The sequence below is a fragment of the Campylobacter concisus genome, assembly GCF_002092855.1.
GTDB classification, from domain to species: Bacteria; Campylobacterota; Campylobacteria; order Campylobacterales; family Campylobacteraceae; genus Campylobacter_A; species Campylobacter_A concisus_AI.
On record NZ_LVLC01000012.1, the window covers coordinates 114,559 to 129,712 of the forward strand.

The 15,154-nt window shown below is 35.9% G+C and carries 16 protein-coding genes, 4 tRNA genes and 1 other RNA gene; 13 read left to right on the forward strand and 8 right to left on the reverse strand.

Annotation, left to right across the window (positions count from 1 at the left end):
- Positions 1 to 10 precede the first annotated feature (10 nt).
- From ruvX to ilvC, 4 genes are read right to left on the reverse strand one after another with little or no spacing between them, the layout of a single operon-like run.
- Positions 11 to 394 (reverse strand): Holliday junction resolvase RuvX, encoded by a 384-nt coding sequence (gene ruvX, locus A3223_RS04900; RefSeq protein ID WP_084109382.1) that lies wholly within the window; start codon positions 392 to 394, stop codon positions 11 to 13.
- A complete protein-coding gene (locus tag A3223_RS04905; protein WP_084109383.1) occupies positions 391 to 1,161 on the reverse strand; it encodes a DNA-processing protein DprA in 771 nt (256 codons plus the stop codon). Before A3223_RS04905 ends, ruvX begins: the two co-directional genes overlap by 4 nt.
- On the reverse strand, positions 1,158 to 2,549 hold the full coding sequence (locus A3223_RS04910; protein WP_084109384.1) for a divergent polysaccharide deacetylase family protein: 1,392 nt from the start codon (positions 2,547 to 2,549) through the stop codon (positions 1,158 to 1,160). The genes A3223_RS04905 and A3223_RS04910 overlap by 4 nt, the downstream gene beginning before the upstream one ends.
- Before the next feature lie 3 nt (positions 2,550 to 2,552).
- On the reverse strand, positions 2,553 to 3,575 hold the full coding sequence (gene ilvC / locus A3223_RS04915) for a ketol-acid reductoisomerase (protein ID WP_084109385.1): 1,023 nt from the start codon (positions 3,573 to 3,575) through the stop codon (positions 2,553 to 2,555).
- Between the two features lie 142 nt (positions 3,576 to 3,717).
- Between ilvC and A3223_RS04920 the strand changes: the two genes are divergently transcribed.
- The 11 genes from A3223_RS04920 (at position 3,718) to A3223_RS04970 (ending at position 10,985) form a co-directional block, all read left to right on the forward strand.
- Positions 3,718 to 4,536 (forward strand): HDOD domain-containing protein, encoded by an 819-nt coding sequence (locus tag A3223_RS04920; protein WP_084109386.1) that lies wholly within the window; start codon positions 3,718 to 3,720, stop codon positions 4,534 to 4,536.
- The gene (locus A3223_RS04925; RefSeq protein WP_084109387.1) at positions 4,533 to 6,452 is read left to right on the forward strand and encodes an RNB domain-containing ribonuclease; all 1,920 of its coding nucleotides are present in this window, start codon (positions 4,533 to 4,535) and stop codon (positions 6,450 to 6,452) included. Before A3223_RS04920 ends, A3223_RS04925 begins: the two co-directional genes overlap by 4 nt.
- Positions 6,445 to 7,443, forward strand: a complete 999-nt coding sequence (holA, locus tag A3223_RS04930; RefSeq protein ID WP_084109388.1) for a DNA polymerase III subunit delta — start codon at positions 6,445 to 6,447, stop codon at positions 7,441 to 7,443. Before A3223_RS04925 ends, holA begins: the two co-directional genes overlap by 8 nt.
- A 77-nt stretch (positions 7,444 to 7,520) precedes the next feature.
- On the forward strand, positions 7,521 to 7,940 hold the full coding sequence (rpsF, locus tag A3223_RS04935; protein WP_084109389.1) for a 30S ribosomal protein S6: 420 nt from the start codon (positions 7,521 to 7,523) through the stop codon (positions 7,938 to 7,940).
- A 13-nt stretch (positions 7,941 to 7,953) separates the two neighbouring features.
- Entirely contained in the window at positions 7,954 to 8,511 is a 558-nt protein-coding gene (locus A3223_RS04940) for a single-stranded DNA-binding protein (RefSeq protein WP_021091531.1), read from the forward strand.
- 15 nt (positions 8,512 to 8,526) lie between these two features.
- The gene (gene rpsR, locus A3223_RS04945; protein WP_021091467.1) at positions 8,527 to 8,787 is read left to right on the forward strand and encodes a 30S ribosomal protein S18; all 261 of its coding nucleotides are present in this window, start codon (positions 8,527 to 8,529) and stop codon (positions 8,785 to 8,787) included.
- Positions 8,788 to 9,358: 571 nt separating this feature from the next.
- Positions 9,359 to 9,434, forward strand: a tRNA-Lys gene (locus A3223_RS04950).
- A 13-nt stretch (positions 9,435 to 9,447) separates the two neighbouring features.
- Positions 9,448 to 9,523, forward strand: a tRNA-Glu gene (locus A3223_RS04955).
- Between the two features lie 17 nt (positions 9,524 to 9,540).
- A tRNA-Val gene (locus A3223_RS04960) sits at positions 9,541 to 9,616 on the forward strand.
- Between the two features lie 9 nt (positions 9,617 to 9,625).
- Positions 9,626 to 9,702, forward strand: a tRNA-Asp gene (locus tag A3223_RS04965).
- A 263-nt stretch (positions 9,703 to 9,965) separates the two neighbouring features.
- Positions 9,966 to 10,985, forward strand: a complete 1,020-nt coding sequence (locus tag A3223_RS04970) for a bifunctional 3,4-dihydroxy-2-butanone 4-phosphate synthase/GTP cyclohydrolase II (protein ID WP_084109390.1) — start codon at positions 9,966 to 9,968, stop codon at positions 10,983 to 10,985.
- A 47-nt stretch (positions 10,986 to 11,032) separates the two neighbouring features.
- Here A3223_RS04970 and panB read toward each other — a convergent pair whose 3' ends face one another.
- A complete protein-coding gene (gene panB, locus A3223_RS04975; protein WP_084109391.1) occupies positions 11,033 to 11,842 on the reverse strand; it encodes a 3-methyl-2-oxobutanoate hydroxymethyltransferase in 810 nt (269 codons plus the stop codon).
- Positions 11,843 to 11,928: 86 nt separating this feature from the next.
- Here panB and A3223_RS04980 point away from each other — a divergent pair, with 86 nt between their 5' ends.
- Both A3223_RS04980 and ssrA read left to right on the forward strand, forming a co-directional pair.
- Entirely contained in the window at positions 11,929 to 12,333 is a 405-nt protein-coding gene (locus A3223_RS04980; RefSeq protein ID WP_035167557.1) for a histidine phosphotransferase, read from the forward strand.
- Positions 12,334 to 12,359: 26 nt separating this feature from the next.
- Positions 12,360 to 12,718: a transfer-messenger RNA gene (ssrA, locus tag A3223_RS04985) on the forward strand.
- A gap of 48 nt (positions 12,719 to 12,766) precedes the next feature.
- Here ssrA and A3223_RS04990 read toward each other — a convergent pair.
- From A3223_RS04990 to A3223_RS05000, 3 genes are read right to left on the reverse strand one after another with little or no spacing between them, the layout of a single operon-like run.
- On the reverse strand, positions 12,767 to 13,654 hold the full coding sequence (locus tag A3223_RS04990; RefSeq protein WP_084109392.1) for a cache domain-containing protein: 888 nt from the start codon (positions 13,652 to 13,654) through the stop codon (positions 12,767 to 12,769).
- Positions 13,647 to 14,018, reverse strand: coding sequence for an HIT family protein (locus tag A3223_RS04995; RefSeq protein ID WP_084109393.1), 372 nt, complete (start codon positions 14,016 to 14,018; stop codon positions 13,647 to 13,649). The genes A3223_RS04990 and A3223_RS04995 overlap by 8 nt, the downstream gene beginning before the upstream one ends.
- A gap of 14 nt (positions 14,019 to 14,032) precedes the next feature.
- Complete coding sequence (locus A3223_RS05000) at positions 14,033 to 15,073, reverse strand: AI-2E family transporter (protein ID WP_084109394.1); 1,041 nt, start codon at positions 15,071 to 15,073, stop codon at positions 14,033 to 14,035.
- Between the last annotated feature and the right edge of the window lie 81 nt (positions 15,074 to 15,154).

Genomic DNA, 15,154 nt, shown 5'->3' on the forward strand with positions numbered 1-15,154 from the left:
CTTTTTAATTTTAATTTATCCTAAGATATCTTTTTAAAATAATAGTGGCTGAAATGCTATCTAGCCTACCATCTCGTCTAGTATTTGTGTAAATTTCACTAGCTTCGCTACTACTAAAGGCCTCATCTTGATAGACAATATTTGCCTTTACATCAAGAAGTGAGACAAAATGCTCAATGCGTCTTCTCATCTCATCTTCGCTACTACCGCCGATTGGCACACCTACCACTAGCGTATCTGGGGCATATTCATTTACCTTTTGGCTCACATCTCTTGCGGCTTGGTTTCTGTTTTTTCTAAGCACTGGCTCAAGCGGGGTCACGATCTCGCCAAAACCAAAAGCAAGCCCTATTCGCTTTAACCCAACATCAATAGCCATAAATTTCTCTCTCATAGCACGCTCTTTACTCTTAGATTTGAAATTTCAACTAACCCTTCAAGCTCGTACTCATAGATGATATCACCAAATTTTGCCAAAACTTCATCAAGACTTACGCCATTTTTACAAAATTCTAAAATCTCGTCACTAGTCTTTTCTTGCTCTTTAATCTCGCCAAAAAGTGAAGCAAATTTATGATAGTCATCGATAAGCTCGGCTTTTTTATTTGCAAGCAAAAAATTTGTCCCATCGCTTTCGCCCATACGTTGTGGCAGTACATAAACTGGAATTTTAAGCTCATTTGCAAGCCTCGCACTTTGCATTGAGCCACTTTTAAAATCAGCTTGCGCGACGACTAGAGCTCCACAAAGCCCCACAACTATGCGGTTTCGCTCCAAAAATCTATAAGCAAGTGGTGGCTCACCTTCATCATACTCACTAAGAGCCAAGGCTTTGGTGTAAATTTCATTTATTGCCACTTTATTTTGGCTTGGATAGATGGTGTCAAGTCCGCTCGCAAAAATGCCAATCGTTCGTGGCATAGCGGCTTTATGAGCTGTGATATCAACGCCGATTGCTCCACCACTTACCACGCAAACGTTTGCACTTTTTAGTGCTGCGCAAAGTGCCGTAACGCACTCTTTTGTATAAACACTTGCTTTTCTTGAGCCAACAACTGCGATCTTTGGTAAGGATAAAAGCGAAGTATCTCCGATAAAATTTAGCTGCTTTGGTGGATTTTTAAGTCTTTTTAACGGCTCTGGGATAAAGTCAAGTCTCATAAAATATCTTTTAAATAAACAACATCAACATCTTTTAAAAGATTATTTTTGCTCTCTTTTATCACTGCAATCGTATTTTTCTTTGGATGCCCGATGGCGATCGCATAGCCTCTTTTTTTAGCCAAATTTACAGCAGCCACAAGCTCACGCCTAACAGCACTAGCCGATGGATCGTCGTCTAAAAATATATCCCTTGAAATGTATGGCTGATTATGTTTTTTTGCAGCTCTTGCTACTGCGGTTTGGGCGATAGTTTTGCTATCAACAAAGACAAAGCCCTGCTCTATCAGCGCCCTATAAGCCTTATCCATAGCGTCAAAATCGCTTGTAAAGCGTGATCCTGTGTGGTTGTTTGTATATTTTGCACGCGGGAAGTCTTTGCGTATCTTTTTTATCTTTTCGTGCATACTCTCAAAACTCTCGTTGATCGTAAGAGTGCCTATCTCTGGGCTATCAAAGTGCTTTGCTTGCATCGGAAGATGTATCATATAAAACTCAAATGTTCTTGCGATATTTGGCGTATCTGGATGAGTCTTTGTCGCTGGAAAAATAGACGGCGTGATTTTTAGGCCAAGCGACTTTATCATACTCGCATGTTCAAATGTCGCCACATCGTCTATTATGATGACGAGCTTTGCGCGCCCTTTTATGCTAGCGCTTGGCGTAAAAGGTACCGCTTCAAAGCTATCTTTTTGTATATTTTTTTCTTCGTATTTTGTTTTTTCTATCTTTTTGGTAGTTAAATTTTCAGTTTTTTTAGCTGGCTCGACTTTTATGTTCTCGCTTTTAATTTTCTCTTTTTTTTCTATTTCAGTACTTTTATTTTGATCGACTTTTGCTTCAAAATTTTGAGGTTTTAACTCGGTTTTCTGTTCGACTTTTGAGCTATAAAATGGCTCTATCTTTTGTTCATTTTCTATTACACTAGGCTCTGTATTTTTATAACTTGCGAGTAAATTTTTAGTATCGTTTTGCTCTTTTTTTATCTCTTCTTTTTTGGCTTCACTCTTTACTTCAGCTATCTTTTTTTGCTCTTTTGGCTCAACTTTTGAATTTAAAGCAAGCTCACTTTTATGCTTAGGATCGGTAAAAATTTTACTTAAATTTTCATCTTCATCAAATTTTAGAGGGTATTTTCTCTTTTCGTACTCTTGTTTTTTCTCTTTACTAGCAACCTTTGGCTCAGCTTTTTTTGGAATTTGCTTCTCTATCTTTGGCTCATTTGTTTTGCTTAACTGCTCTGTACCATTATTTTTTATACTAAGGGCTACGCTAAGTGCTATTATCAAAATAGCTGCGATAATGCCGATACCAAGATAGGTTTTATTATGAGAGCGACCTGCACTCTTTTTTGTAGGTCGCTTCTTTGTAGTCTTTTTTTCGCTCAAGGCTTAGTTTTTATTTTGATCTATAAGTTTGCCGTTAGTTATCCAAGGCATCATCGCACGAAGTTTTTTGCCAGTTTGATTTAGCAAACTTCTCTCAGCTATACCGCGTTCAGCGTTCATTCTAACATATCCTGCTTTTCTCTCTAGGATGAAGTCTTTTGCAAATTTACCATTTTGAATCTCTTTTAAAACTTCTTTCATAGCTTTTCTGCTCTCTTCGCCAACTACTCTTACGCCGCTTACGTAATCGCCGTATTCAGCTGTGTTTGAGATAGAGTAGCGCATATCAGCCATGCCACCTTGATACATTAGATCAACGATTAATTTTAGCTCATGCAAGCATTCAAAATACGCCATCTCGGGCTCATAACCAGCCTCTACAAGTGTATCAAAACCAGCATTTACTAGTGCGCAAAGACCGCCGCAAAGTACAGCTTGCTCACCAAACAAATCTGTTTCAGTTTCATCTTTAAATGTTGTCTCGATAATGCCGGTTCTACCGCCACCTATACCGCAAGCATAGCTTAGTGCGATCTCTTTTGCCTTTCCACTTGCATTTTGCTCAACGGCGATAAGATCAGGTATGCCGCCACCTCTTACGAACTCACTTCTAACTGTGTGTCCTGGAGCTTTTGGAGCGATCATAATGACATCTATATTTGCTGGAGCTTTGATTTGACCAAAATGCACATTAAATCCATGTCCAAACGCTATAGCAGCGTGATCTTTTAAATTTGGCTCGATCTCATTTTTATAAATTTCAGCTTGAAGTTCGTCTGGAGTTAATATCATGATTACATCAGCGCCCTTTGTAGCTTCGCTGACAGTTTTTACCTCAAAGCCTTTTGCTTCAGCTTTTGCCCAGCTTTTGCCACCTTTTGAAAGGCCAATTACAACGCTTACACCGTTATCTCTTAAATTTTCAGCATGTGCATGACCTTGTGAACCAAAGCCGATGATTGCTACTTTTTTACTTTGAATAAGGCTTAAATCGCAGTCTTTATCATAATAAACATTTATAGCCATTGTTACTCCTATTATTAAAATTTGGCAAAATTATAACTTTAGCCAGCAAAAATTCGGCTGAAATATACAGAAACTCTTTTTAAGTTTTATGATAATTTATTTTGATAAAATACGCTGAAATTTCAAAAAAAGAGATAACTCAATGAATGAATCAGTTTTTAAAAAAATCAAAGCACTTCCACCATTAGATGACACAGTTATACAAATCCAACGCTTACATGCGGACGAAAATAGCTCAATAAGTGATCTTACAAAAGTGGTCGAAAAGGATCCGATGCTAACAGCAAATATTTTGCGTTCAGCAAACTCTCCACTTTATGGGTTTTCTCAAGAGATCACAACCATTGCAAGAGCTATTTCTCTTTTTGGTATGGCTACGATTCGAGGTTTTGCGCTTTCAAGTACGATTAAAAAGAGCTTTTCTATAAATTTAGAGCCTTATGGCATTACTACACAAGATTTTTTAAATATCTCAATCATTCAGAATGCACTAATGTATAATTGGCATTCTAAAGTTAATCCTAAAAGCCTAGAAATTCTCTCTCCAGCTTCATTTATGCTTGAGATTGGCAAGATAGTTCTTGCTCACGAATTAGCCGAAAATAAACAAGACGTCGAATTTAGAGAAAAACTTAAAAATATATCTAGTCCAATTGATCTTGCCCTATTTGAAACAGAAATTTTAGATATGTCAAATGAAGAAGTTACAGCTAAAATTTTTGAACAATGGAACCTTGAGACAGAGCTTAGCAGCTCAATATTATATTCAACTAATCCAGAAGAGGCACCAGATCATATAAAAGATTACGCAAAAGCCCTAAAAGTGATAAAAACGGCTGTAAATATCTTTAATCAACTTGATGATATAAGCATACAAAATACTCTACCTCTTCTTGACGAATACGGCTTTGGACATGATACGTTTTTAATGGCTGTCGCTAAAGTCAAAGATAATTTGTGAAAGAATTTCTAACATCACTACTAGTTGGCATCAAGGAAAAAGAAGTTTCAAACGAAGATAAAGAGATTTTACGAAATCTCTTAAATCTTGGTGCTGTAAGCTCTCATAAAGATAAATTTTACCTAAACAATGGCTACGTCTGCGGCAAGCTAGACATCAGCCAAAACGCAACTGGCTTTATCATGCCATTTGACAAGCGCTTCAAGCAAGACATCATCGTAGAAAATAAACATTTAAACAACTCACACCTTGGCGACATTGTGTTAGCAAAGCTTTTGCCACTTAAGAAAAAACGCCAAAGTGCTAAGATAGTAATGAGCCTAAAGCTTGCAAATGAGACAAGCGTGGTCTATACAAAACGCTTTGGAGCGGCCATTTTGGGTGTAAATTTAAAAACTGGACTAAGCACGACCTTAAAAGCGACTCAAAAAAGCCTAAAGATGCTCCCACTTGGGACGCTGCTTAAGGTAAACAACCTAAATAACGAAATAGTCGAGGTTTTAGGAAATTTAGAAGATCCACTAAGCGATGAGAAAATTTCGCTTGCCATTTATAATAAAAATGATAAATTTAGCGAGGCTTGCGAGCTTGAAGCAAAGGCTTTTGGTGATGAAGTCGATGCTAGCATGTATCCAAACAGAATTGATCTAAGAAATTTAGAGTTTTGCACGATCGATCCGGTTGACGCCAAAGACTTTGACGATGCCATATATTTTGATGAGAAAAAGCGCGAAATTTACGTTGCTATTGCCGATGTGAGCGAGTACGTGACTGCATATAGTGCCATTGATAGCGAGGCTAAAAAAAGAGGCTTTTCTATCTACTTTCCACATATTTCAGTGCCGATGCTGCCGCGCGCGCTAAGTGAAAATATCTGCTCGCTAAAGCCAGATGTGCCTCGCCTTGCATTTTGTTTTAAAATTTCACTTGATGCGAATAATGAGGTAAAAAAAGAGGAGCTTTTTGAGACGATCATCCTTTCAAAAAGGCGCTTTAACTACGACGAGATTGATGAAATTTTAGAAGGCAAAAGAGAGTGTGAAATTTCATGGATCAAGCCACTTTTTAAACTCACCACAAAGCTTCGCAAAAAAAGGCTTTTGCACGCATTTGACTTTAGGACAAAAGAGCTGAGAATGAGCCTTGATGAAGAGGGTCAAATTTTACAAACTAGATTTGAAAGTGATTCCGACTCACATAGACTTGTCGAGGACTGCATGCTTTTAGCAAATAAAGCCGCCGCAAAGCTCATCACAAAGGGCGTTTTTAGAAACCACGCTTCGCCTGATTTTAAAAAGATAGATACCTTACTTGAAGATTTGCAACTTTTGGGGCTTGACTTTACCTACGAGAGTGACCTTGCAAATTTGATAAGAAAGATCCAAATAAAAGCCGATGAACTGGGCAACCGCGAGGAGATAGATAAACTCATCATCAAGTCTCAAAAAAAAGCTGAGTACTCAAGTGAAAATTTAGGTCACTTTGGGCTTGGATTTGATAGATACACGCACTTTACAAGCCCTATTAGACGCTATTCTGATCTCATTTTACACAGACTTTTAAAGGCTAAAATTTCAAAAGATGATAAGCTTTACAACTTCTTACTTTTAAATATCCAAAGCACATGTGCAACCTTAAGCGAGCTTGAAAGAGAAGCTGACAAGGTAGCCTACGACTTTATGGATAGGAAATTTACGCGCTGGGCAGCTGCAAATATCGGCAAAGAGGTGCGCTGCTACGTGAGCGAAAACCAAAATGTTTTGGTCGCTAAGCTTGATGATCATTTTGTCGGAGCTAGGATTTTTATAACAGGATACAGCGCAAATTTACTTCAAAAGCTTGTCGTAAAGATCACAGAGGCCGACATCGCAAGTGCTAAAATTTTTGCAAAAGTGGTAAGAAAGATCGATGTATAGAAAAGATTTGGAGCTAAATTTAGCAAATGCAAATTTAAGCAACTACTTCTTACTTTTTGGGGCGGACGAGTTTCAGATCGAGCTCTTTGGCAAAGAAATTTTGAGCTTTTACTCAAGCGAAGACGTAAATTTATTAAGCCTTTATTTTGACGAGTACAACTACGCGCAAGCAAGCTCTCACCTAAGCGAGCAGTCACTTTTTGGCGGCAAAAATATCCTCTATGTAAAAAGCGACAAAAAGATCCCAGCAAAAGAGCTAAAGGAGCTCATCTTGCTTTGCTCAAAAAGCCAGGATAACTACTTTTTGTTTGAGCTTTATGAGTCCGATATGAAACTACTTTTTGATACGCAAAAGGCTTTTGGGACAAATTTTGCAAGATTTTTCAAGCCCTCAACTCCAGATGAAGCGATAAATTTACTAGCCAAAAACTCAGCCAAAATAGGACTAAACATAACTAAAAACGCACTTTATGAACTTTACTTTACACATAATGAAAATTTATACCTTGCAGCAAGCGAGCTAACAAAGCTAAAGAGCCTAAACACACACATCGAACAAGATGATGTAAAAAGGCTAGTTTTTGGACTTGGCGGGATAAATTTTGATGATTTTTTTAATAAATTTATGGCTCTAAAAGATATAAAAAACGACTTTTTTACCTATCTAGAAGATCCAAATTTTAATGAAATTTTACTTCTAAACTCACTTTACAAAGCATTTTTTAGGCTATTTAAAATTCACTCTTACATCAAGATAAATGGCCGATTAAATTTAGATGAGGCGATTGGTTATCAACCGCCTGTAAATGTCGCAAATTTATTAAAAGCAAATAGCTTAAAACTAAATTTAAATACCTATTTGGAGATATTTAAAACGCTAAATTTAGCCGAGCTAGAGCTAAAAACAAACACAAAAATGGATAAAGAAATTTTTGTATTATCAACTATTTTAAATTTGCAACATCTCATATCAACAGCAAATATTAAGTAACTTTAAGCTAAAATCCACCCTTGCTTAAAGCAAAATCCTTGCTCACAAAGTGAGCTAAATATCCATAAGGAGAAGAAATGAAACATTACGAGCTTTTATTTATTCTTAAGCCGACATTAACGGAAGAAGAAGTTAAAGCTAAAGTTGACTTCGTAAAAGAAGTTATAACAAAAAATGGCGGCGAAATCGCTACTGTCGTTGAGATGGGCACTAGAAAACTAGCTTACACCATCAAAAAATATGAGCGTGGAACATACTTTGTTATCTATTACAAAGCTCCACCAGCACTTCTTGCAGAGCTTACAAGAAATGTAAGGATCACTGAAGATATCATAAGATTTTTAAGCGTTAAATATGAAAATAAACGCGAAATCGCAGCTTGGGAAAGACTTTGCAAAGGTATCAAACAAACCATAAAAAAAGAGTCTCGTGAGCCAAGAGCGCCACGTGAGCCAAGAGTTGAAAAAGTAGACGAGCAAACTTTTACAGAAGAATAATCAAGGATAAAAAATGTTCAATAAAGTAGTACTGGTTGGGAATTTAACAAGAGATATCGAGCTAAGATACACTACTAGTGGATCTGCCATAGGAAATTCCGGTATTGCTGTTACTAGAAAATTTAATACTAACGGCGAAAAACGTGAAGAGACATGCTTTATTGACATATCATTCTTTGGCAAATCAGCTGAAATAGCAAATCAATATTTAAGCAAAGGCTCCAAACTTCTAGTTGAAGGAAGATTAAAATTTGATCAATGGACCGACAATAATGGACAAAACCGCTCAAAGCACTCGATCGTAGTTGAAAATATGGAGATGCTTGGCGGAAATAGCGGAGCCAATGGACAAAGTCAAGGTGGATTTAATCAAAATAGTTCGTACTCACAACAACGAAATAATGGTTCAACTAATAGCTATGGCAATGGTGGATATCAAAATTCAGCACCACAAAGACAGCAAATGCAACCACAAAATAAAAAAGTACAAGAAGAGTACTATGAGGAAAAAATCCCTGATATAAACATTGACGCCGATAATTTTGATGGCGACAACGAAATACCGTTTTAATTTAAAGGATAGAAAATGGCAGAAAAAAGAAAATATTCACGTAAATATTGCAAATTTACAGAAGCAAAAATTGATTTTATAGATTATAAAGATACTTCTCTTTTAAAGTATTGTTTATCAGAGAGATTTAAAATAATGCCAAGACGTTTAACTGGCACATCAAAAAGACACCAAGAGATGGTAGAAAAAGCGATCAAAAGAGCTCGTCATGCAGCTATTATACCTTACATAGTAGATCGCAAAGATGTAGTTTCAAATCCTTTTGATGGACTATAATTATTAAACTATTAAGCCCCTATTAACGGGGTTTAATCCTAATCTTAAATATCTTAGATTTATGTTCTTATAGATTTCTATTTATTGACTGTAGTTTAAAATATTTTTCAAGTACTATCTATAATTTTGGTTTAACTTACACGAGACAATTAGAATTTATTCAGGTGGATATCTCAAATATATGCTGTCTTTAAATAACTCTATAGCATCAATTTATCAGTTCAAAATAATTTATTTAGCCATATATATACAATCAATATCGTTGATCCATATTATTCACAATTTTTACCACGAATCACGCATCATCTATCGTATAACAATAGCTGCTCACATGAGGCTAAAAGACAAGATACTTAAATTTAAATAAATTTTATTAAATAAATCCAATATTCATCCATTTGGTGTCTGCATATCTTGCAAGTGGGCTTTATAATATATTTTATTTTGAAAACTTATTGATGTCAAACCAACCTAACCATGCAACCATGTTAGCTAAAAACAAATTTTAAACATCCTTTTCTTGACATGTAATAATGTTTTTTGTATAATCTCAATTCTTTTTTAAACAAATGTCTTGCTAGCTCAGTCGGTAGAGCATCTCACTTTTAATGAGGGGGCCGTTGGTTCGAATCCAACGCAGGACACCATTTTTGGGTTTATGACCCTTTCGTCTAGTGGCTCAGGACTCTACTTTCTCTGTGTAGAAACAGAGGTTCAAATCCTCTAAGGGTCGCCAGATATTTTTAAATTTTAGGTCGCTTAGCTCAGTTGGTAGAGCGCCACCCTTACAAGGTGGATGTCATAAGTTCGAGTCTTATAGCGACCACCATTTTTAGGTGCAGCGGTAGTTCAGTTGGTTAGAATGCCGCCCTGTCACGGCGGAGGTCGCGGGTTCGAGCCCCGTCCGCTGCGCCATCCATTATTCTTTAACTTCCATTTTTCCCAGTTATTGCTATTCTTAAAAATAGTGTATTTTTTAAAATTTATGCTTTAAAAATTTATACATAAGACAAATTAAAAATAAAATATAAGCTATTACTGTCAAATCGCATATATTTAAAAATAAATCTTTTTCTAAAATTTCTAAATAATTGATACAAGACAAATCAAAATTAATATTTTTATCTCTAAGTTATCAAAAAATCAATATAATCGTAAAAATTTAATAAGGGAAATTTATGGCATTTGAAAATGTATTAAAAGCGATTGAAGATATAAAAAATGGCAAAATGGTAATTATGGTAGATGACGAAGACCGTGAGAATGAAGGAGACTTGGTCTTTTCAGCGGCAAGCAGCGATATGCAAAAGGTAAATTTTGCGATCACTCATGCAAAAGGTGTGCTTTGCCTTGCAATGGATGAAGCAAATGCAAAAAGACTTGATTTGCCGCTAATGGTTTCTAAAAATACATCCAGTCACGAAACCGCATTTACTGTTACAATTGATGCAAAGGAGGCAACGACAGGCGTAAGTGCTTATGAGCGTGATATGACGATTAGACTTGCTGCTAGTACTGATTCGGTACCTGAAAATTTTGTAAGGCCTGGGCATATATTTCCGCTTATTGCAAAAAAAGGTGGTGTCCTCGTTCGCACAGGTCACACTGAAGGATCAGTTGATCTTTGTAAACTTGCTGGCGTTAGTCCAATGGCTGCGATTTGTGAGATCGTAAAAGAAGATGGCACAATGGCAAGACGTGATTATCTGGAGGAATTCTGTAAAAAATTTAACCTAAATATGATAAGCGTTTCTGAATTAGTAGAATACAGACTTAGCCACGAAAGCTTAATAGAGGTTTCGCCCGCAAAGAGTGTAAAAATCTGTGGTTTTGAAGCAAAAAGATATGACATAAAAGATCACGAAAATAAAAATCACGCTGCCTATGTTTTCGGAGAGATAAAAGCGCAAACTAATGTAAAATTTCAAAAAATAAGCAAAGACCATGAGCTTTTAAGCGGAGATAAGTTTGATAATTTATTAAAATCGTTGGATTTTTTAACTAAAAATGGTGGAGTGTTGCTATTTTTAGACAGCAATAAAAGCGATGCAAGCTCACAAAAAGATTATGGCATTGGGGCACAAATTTTAAAGTATTTTGACATAAGCGAAATTGAGCTTTTAAGCTCAAATAAAAATAAAGAATTTGTAAGCTTAGCAGGCTTTGGTCTTGATATAAAAGGCTATAAAGAAATTTAAATAGATAGCCTTTTGACGCTTTTTATTTAACGCGGATATTAATCATCCTAATAGCAAAATTCTTCACTTGGAAAAATTTTGCCTTTTACATCATTTGCGTAGGATTGCACACTCTTTCTTACAATATCCGCTCCATCAAGATAGCGTTTTACAAATTTTGGCTTAAAGTTCTCGAAAAATCCAAGCATATCAGACCATACAAGTACTTGTCCATCGACATTTACTCCGGATCCGATACCAATAACTGGCACATGAACCTGCTTTGTTATCTCGCTAGCCACGCTACTCATCGTACCTTCAAGCAAGATGCCAAATGCTCCAGCTTGCTCAAACGCCAAAGCCTCTTCAATTAGTTTTTTTGCCTCGATCTCGCTTCTGCCTTTTATCTTATAGCCACCTTCAAATTTATAAAACTGAGGCTTTAAGCCAATGTGAGCCATAACATTTATGCCCTCTTCGCAAAGGCGTTTTACTAAATTTACTTGATGTATGCCAACTTCGAGCTTTACCGCATCGGCATTTGTCTGTTTGAAAAATTTCATCGCATTTTTTATCGCTTGCTTTTCATCTGTGTAGCTACCAAATGGCATATCGGCCATGATAAAAGTATTTTTAGCTCCATTACAAACTGCCTTTGTATGATAAAGCATGGTATTCATGTCCGCACTTATCGTGCTTTCTTGCATATTAAAACTCATATTTAAGCTATCGCCAACCAAAATAATATCAGCATAATCATCAAAAAGCTTAGCAAATAACGCATCATAGGCTGTTATCATTACAATAGGCTCAATGCCTTTTTTATTTTTTATATCATTTATGCTTAGTTTTTTCTTCTGAGTTTTTTCATTTTTCATTGCAAGCTCCAAGGATTTTTAGCTAAAAGGCTAACAATTTTATCAAATTTTTGCTACAATTACGCCAATTTCTTAAGGACATAAAAATGGGTATATTAAAAAGGCTTGAAATAGATTACTCTTATGATATAGTTGAAGAATTTTTATCTCACTATGCTTTAATGTGCGATTTACTCGAGCCTTTGATAATAAATTTAGGAAGAGCTGATAAATATAAAGATAGCATCTTAGAGCTTACTAGGATTTTTCATAATATTAAATCAGCAGCAGGATTCATGCATCTTGATCCGATATTAAAGCTTACAACTTTAGCTGAAGAGATAACTCAAGAGGCAAGAAGTCTAAAAGGGCCAGCAAATGATAAATTTATAGATTGGTTACTACTTATTAGCGATCAGTTTAATAAATATAAAGATGACGTCGAGAACGATTTTGAATATTTTAGTGTTCTTGAACCAAAAATCATTGATGTGCCTGCAAAACTTAACTAAATAATTCACTAACCATTTTATTTTTTGGGAGCGACTTGGCTTCGACAGGAGCAGAGTGTATACGGTGGCACGTCGCTTTGAGCAAAGCGTAAAAAGCTCAAATTAAATTTAAACGCAAACAACGTTAATTTCGCTCCTGCTTACGCTAAAGCTGCGTAAGTTCAGTTGAGCCTTGCTTAGTCTAATTCTAGCTAGGACAAAAGCGAGCAATTTAGCTAGAGTAGGCTCGCAAAGTGACTGCTTGCTAGCTGAAATTTTAGTCTTAGTCTAAATTTTGGTTTTGGAAAGTGAGCCTTTTTAGATGAAATTTTCACTTTTGCTAAGCGTGTAGAGGCTGTATGCATTTTGTTTTTGGACAGGGGTTCGATCCCCCTCGCTTCCACCATTCTTTTTATTTACACTACAAATACAAAATTTATCAGATAAATAGAATCTAAAAGAGCTCTTCTGACTCGAAATAATTTTGTGAAATATTTCGCTCTTTTTCATTGGTATTTACATGAAGCACATAATAGCCTATTTGTGTGTTGCTAGCGTCTATTAGTGGCACCACGCAAAAGTAGTGTGTTTTATAAACGTAAAATTCATATTCTTTAAAATTAATATCACGCAAAAAACCTACGATATTTAAATTTGCACTGCTTAAATTTTCGATGTAATAATCATTTAAAATTTGATCACTTGGAATGCTTTTACGTGATGGCATCTTGTCTTTTGCCAAAAGAACAAATAGATCAATTCCTTGCTTTTTAAAATAATTTCCAAGTGAGTCAAAATTTAATAAAACCTCGATGTTGCCAATAATTTTACCATCACGTATTACGTTTGAGACAGCCCTTATATGCGTTCCAGCATACCACGCCTCGATGCCGACCATGGGCTTGTTTTGATGCCTTGACTCTTGTACTAAAAACCTACTACTAGCGATCATATCGCCATATCTGTTTAGATCCCAGCTCCTTACATAGCTTTTTAGATCTTTATCATAAATGTGAAGCTTAATGTTGTTATACATCGATGCTGCGCCAAGGGTTTTGGTTAAATTTTCGATATTTTTTATACATTCATCGCGACTTTGCCCTAGCAAGCACATTTGTATAGACTCATTTTGAGCAAGCAAGATAGAGATCGCCATTGATGAAAATTTCTCATCATCTATGCTTTTATTAAGCTGTTTTACCTGGTAATCAAAAAAGACTCGCATATTATTTTGCATCTTTTCAGCCATATAAGAGCTGTAAAGAAAGTAAAAAAGCCCTCCAAGTACTATGATAAAGATAAAAACGATATAGACATTAAGATATTTTTTATATTTATTCAAAACTAGCCCTTAACTTTTCTTCTAAAAATTTTGCAAATTTATTAAATTCTGGCAACACAAGCTCGCTTTTTCTTTTTGGATTAGCCCAAACGCTATCTGGGAAAAATGCATCGTCACTAAATCTAGCAATAACATGAATATGCACGTGTGGCACGTAGTTTCCAAAGCTTGCAATGTTTATTTTGGTTGGTTTATAAAACTCAAGCATCGCCTTTTCGCTTATAAGCATCGCTTCAAATAGCCTAGCCCTACTCGCTTCATCACAATCGCTTAGCTCGCGAAATGGCTTAATGGTAAAAATTTTTATCCAAGGAAGCTCATTGTCTTCACGCTCGATTTTTATAAATTTATCTTCATAGATCATATTTGCTCCTATTTTTATACGAAATTTCTCTCTCTTAAAAGCGTATAAAGCTTGATAGTCGAGATAAAAAATGTCACGATCGCTGGTCCAAGGATCACGCCCCAAAACCCAAATGTCGTGATGCCTGCAAGCATCGCAAAGAATATAAGAAGCTCATTTATCTTTGTTGGTATTTTAACCAGCTTTGAGTTTATAAATTTAATAACAAGTGGCTTTAAAAGCGTATCAGCTGCAAATGAGATCACTACGATCGTATAAATTGCGATAGTTATCGCTGCTGCTATGTTGCCATTTGCAAACTCATAAATGCTAATAGGTCCCCATGCCAAAATACCACCAACAACTGGAATAAGCGAAGCAAAGCTAAAAAAGATGCCAGTTAGCACGCCGTCATAGCCGTAAAAGCTTGTGACAATAGCAAATAAAAAGCCTTGGATTATCATATTTGCGATGGTTGAATAAAAAACGACACTCATCACATTGCCAACCTCGCTTAAAATAGACTCTGTGTCATCTTGTTTTAGAGGAAGTGTATATTTTAGATAGCTGATGAGGTCATTGCCATAAAGATTGCAAAAGAAGAAAAAGACCAAAATAATGATCATATCAATGCCAAATTTAAGGCTTAACTTACCCAGGCTTGCAAGATTTGTCGCAAGTTGAGAAAAAAGCATTTTAATATCAAGTCCGCCGATAAATTCTTTTATCTTTGGCTCTAAAAAATTTATCGACTCAGGCATCCTAAAATCATAATTTTTGATAAATTCGATAGTCTTTGTAACATTGTTTATATCAAAGCCAGCCGCGTATTTTGCGATCTCAACTACCGCATAAAGAAGTGGGGCGATAAATAAGCAAAGAAGCACAGATGTGGTAAGAGCCGATGAAAGCGTCTTGCGGTTTTTAGTGAGCGATAAAAATGCGATTTGGACATTTGAAACCGCGACAGCAAGCAGTGCTGCGATAAAAATGTCAAGTAGATATGGTTTAAAAAGATAGACCACTAAAGCCAAAGCACAAAATACAAAAATTCCAAAAAATAGTCTATTGTTCATCTTGCTCCCTTAAAATGGGGTAATTATAGCAAATTTATCAAAGCTGTTCATTTGCTTCCCAAATTTGCTAAATCTCTTTGC